Consider the following 2897-nt stretch of genomic DNA (forward strand, 5'->3'; position numbering starts at 1 on the left):
GCTCACCCTCACCTGGTCCCTCGCCCTCACCACCCTCGGCTACCTCTGGGCCACCGCCAAGTACCACAACGACCCCAAGTAACCCCCACCGAACAGTCCCACGCAGATCGGCGCCGCCCGACTGGACGCGCACCTGCGCGCACAGTTCGGCGGCTGAGCCGTCCCGCACCGTCCGCACCGCTCCCCTCGTTACCCGCCCCACCGGTGGGACGAGGGGAGCGGTGCGTCCGGGCGGAAACGGACTCCGGGCGACGGGCTCCCCGATGTGCGGCCCCCTCGCCCCGCGCCTACTGTGACGGTCATGGGCGCGAGCAGCCACGGCAAGCCGATCGAGCTGGAGGCCGGCGGGCGGACCGTACGACTGTCCAGTCCCGACAAGGTCTACTTCCCGGAGCGGGGCTTCACCAAGCTGGACCTCGCCCGGTACTACATCGCGGTGGGCGACGGCATCCTGCGGGCCCTGCGCGACCGCCCCACCACCCTGGAGCGCTACCCCGAGGGCGTGGACGGCGAGCACTTCTTCCAGAAGCGCGCACCGAAGAACACCCCCGACTGGATTCCCCGCGCCCACATCACCTTCCCCAGCGGGCGCTACGCCGACGAGATGTGCCCCACCGAGGTCGCGGCCGTCGTCTGGGCCGCCCAGTTCGGCACCTTCACCTTCCACCCCTGGCCGGTGCGCCGGGACGACACCGATCGGCCCGACGAACTCCGACTCGACCTCGACCCCCAGCCCGGCACCGACTTCAAGGACGCGGTGGCCGTCGCCCACGAACTGCGGGCCCTGCTGGACGGGCTGGGCCTGCGGGGCTGGCCCAAGACCTCCGGCGGGCGGGGGCTGCACGTCTTCGTCCCCGTCGAACCGCGCTGGACCTTCACCCAGGTGCGCCGCTGCGCCATCGCCTGCGGCCGGGAACTCGAACGCCGGATGCCCGGCCGGGTGACGACCGCCTGGTGGAAGGAGGAACGCGGGACACGCATCTTCGTCGACTACAACCAGACCGCCCGGGACCGGACGATCGCCTCCGCCTACTCGGTGCGCCCCCGCCCGCACGCGCCGGTCTCCGCACCACTGCGCTGGGAGGAAGTGGACGAGGTCGCCCCCCGGGACTTCGACCTGGCCACCATGCCGGTGCGGTACGCGGAGCTGGGCGACGTCCACAGGGACATGGACGACCACCGGTTCTCGCTCGAACCCCTGCTGGAGTTGGCGCGGCGCGACGAACACGACCACGGCCTCGGTGATCTGCCCTACCCGCCGGAGTACCCGAAGATGCCCGGCGAACCCAAGCGCGTCCAGCCGAGCCGGGCGCGGGACACGACGGGCGACGAGGGCTCCTGAGCCCGACGGGGGTCCGGTCCGGCGGGCGGGTCCGGTGCGACGGCGCAACGGTGGGGGAGCGCGAACCACACGATCGAGTAGCCCTGCGGAATCGTTTATGCGCTGAGGGTGAGACCTAGGGTGAGCGTCGTTCGCTGACCGCGACCGCTTCCCTCGTGAAAGGCCCCCCATGCGCCTCCGTACCGCTGTCGTGACCGCCGCCGCGGGTTCCCTCACCCTCCTGCTGGCCGTGCCGGGACCCGCCGCCGCTGCCTCCGGTGACTTCGCGTACCGCTTCCGGGGCCCGGACGGACACCCGCAGCCGGCCGTCCTGCACGACCCGCCGAGCGGCGAGTGCCTCACGCTGCCCGAGGTCGCCGACCCCGCCGCCCCGCCCGCGTTCGCCCCCTGGAACAACACCGACGAGTGGGCCACGGTCTTCCAGGGCCCCCAGTGCACGGGCGACACCTGGGACCTGCGTCCGCACGGCCGCCCCGCGACCGACCGCCTGGAGCTGCGCTCCGTCGTGTTCTGGCACTGACCCGCCCCGCGGCGGCCCGGTGAGGCCCGCACGCGCGGACCGTCACCCGGATGGGTCGCCCCGGTGGCCGATGGCGCGGCCGGGGCGTCTGGTGGAGCCCGACGGCCCTGCCGTCCGGGCCGCGCGACACCGCCCGGCCGTGGCCGGCCCCCGGGAGGTTTCGTGCACCAGAGCGCACCGCGCCGTCCGCCCGCCGCCCCGCTCCGCCGGCTGCCGCCCCGGTCCGTGGCGGCCCTGCTCGCCGCGCTGTGGCTGGCTCAGCTCACGGCCTGTGCGAACGGCGGCGGAGGCGAGGGCCCGTCCCCCTCGGCCACCAGTGCGCCGGCCGTGTCGTCCCCGGCCGCCGGTCGGACGGTCGTGGTGATCAGGGACTTCGCCTTCGTCCCGGCCGAACCGGAGGTGGCTCCCGGGGCGGAGGTCACGGTGGTCAACGAGGACTCGGTGGCGCACACCCTGACGGCCACCGGCTCGGCGTCCTTCGACACCGGGGACATCGCCGCGGGTGCGACGGCCACCTTCACCGCGCCCGACAAGGCCGGCCGCTATCCGTACCTCTGCACGATCCACCCGTCGATGAAGGGCACCCTCGTCGTGCGCTGACCCCGCTCGGGGCGGTCAGCCCCAGTCGGCGGCCCGGCGCAGGTCCAATCGTTCCTTCTCGGAGAGGCCGCCCCAGACGCCGAAGCGTTCGTCGTGGGTCAGGGCGTACTGGAGGCACGCCTCCCGCATGTCGCACATGCGGCAGATGCGCTTGGCCTCCCGCACGGAGCTGCCGGGCTCCGGGAAGAAGAACTCCGAGCCCGTCTGCGCGCACAGGGCGCGGTCCCAGGCGACGTCCTGTTCGATGACACGGTCAGTCTGCATGCCGTGATGGTGCCGCCCGCGGAAAAACGAACGATCAACGCCCTGTTCATCGCCCGACCCGTGCCCTCGAACAACCGTCGGCGGGGGTCCGGGACAACCGTCCCGGGCCGGGGGGTTATAAACAAATACGAGCCCCCCAGACATGGAACAAAAACGGTTTGCGGGGTGTGG

At 73.0% G+C, this 2897-nt stretch carries 4 protein-coding genes; 3 read left to right on the top strand and 1 reads right to left on the bottom strand.

What is annotated here, in order from left to right; translation table 11 throughout:
• Positions 1-301 precede the first annotated feature (301 nt).
• From ligD to ACFWIA_RS15330, 3 genes are all read left to right on the top strand, one after another.
• Positions 302-1342, top strand: a complete 1041-nt coding sequence (gene ligD, locus ACFWIA_RS15320; protein WP_387004455.1) for a non-homologous end-joining DNA ligase — start codon at positions 302-304, stop codon at positions 1340-1342.
• A gap of 169 nt (positions 1343-1511) precedes the next feature.
• Positions 1512-1862, top strand: coding sequence for a hypothetical protein (locus ACFWIA_RS15325; RefSeq protein WP_387004458.1), 351 nt, complete (start codon positions 1512-1514; stop codon positions 1860-1862).
• A gap of 162 nt (positions 1863-2024) precedes the next feature.
• Positions 2025-2462, top strand: a complete 438-nt coding sequence (locus ACFWIA_RS15330; protein ID WP_387004460.1) for a cupredoxin domain-containing protein — start codon at positions 2025-2027, stop codon at positions 2460-2462.
• Positions 2463-2477: 15 nt separating this feature from the next.
• Here ACFWIA_RS15330 and ACFWIA_RS15335 read toward each other — a convergent pair whose 3' ends face one another.
• Positions 2478-2726, bottom strand: coding sequence for a WhiB family transcriptional regulator (locus ACFWIA_RS15335; protein ID WP_385496282.1), 249 nt, complete (start codon positions 2724-2726; stop codon positions 2478-2480).
• Positions 2727-2897: the final 171 nt, after the last annotated feature.

This window comes from Streptomyces sp. NPDC127068 (assembly GCF_042724695.1).
In the GTDB taxonomy this organism is placed as follows: Bacteria; Actinomycetota; Actinomycetes; order Streptomycetales; family Streptomycetaceae; genus Streptomyces.

Bases quoted from the DNA above. Each gene is read 5' to 3' on its own strand.
- ACFWIA_RS15325 (WP_387004458.1), top strand. From the start codon at position 1,512: ATGCGCCTCCGTACCGCTGTCGTGACCGCCGCCGCGGGTTCCCTCACC.
- ACFWIA_RS15335 (WP_385496282.1), bottom strand. From the start codon at position 2,726: ATGCAGACTGACCGTGTCATCGAACAGGACGTCGCCTGGGACCGCGCC.
- ligD (WP_387004455.1), top strand. From the start codon at position 302: ATGGGCGCGAGCAGCCACGGCAAGCCGATCGAGCTGGAGGCCGGCGGG.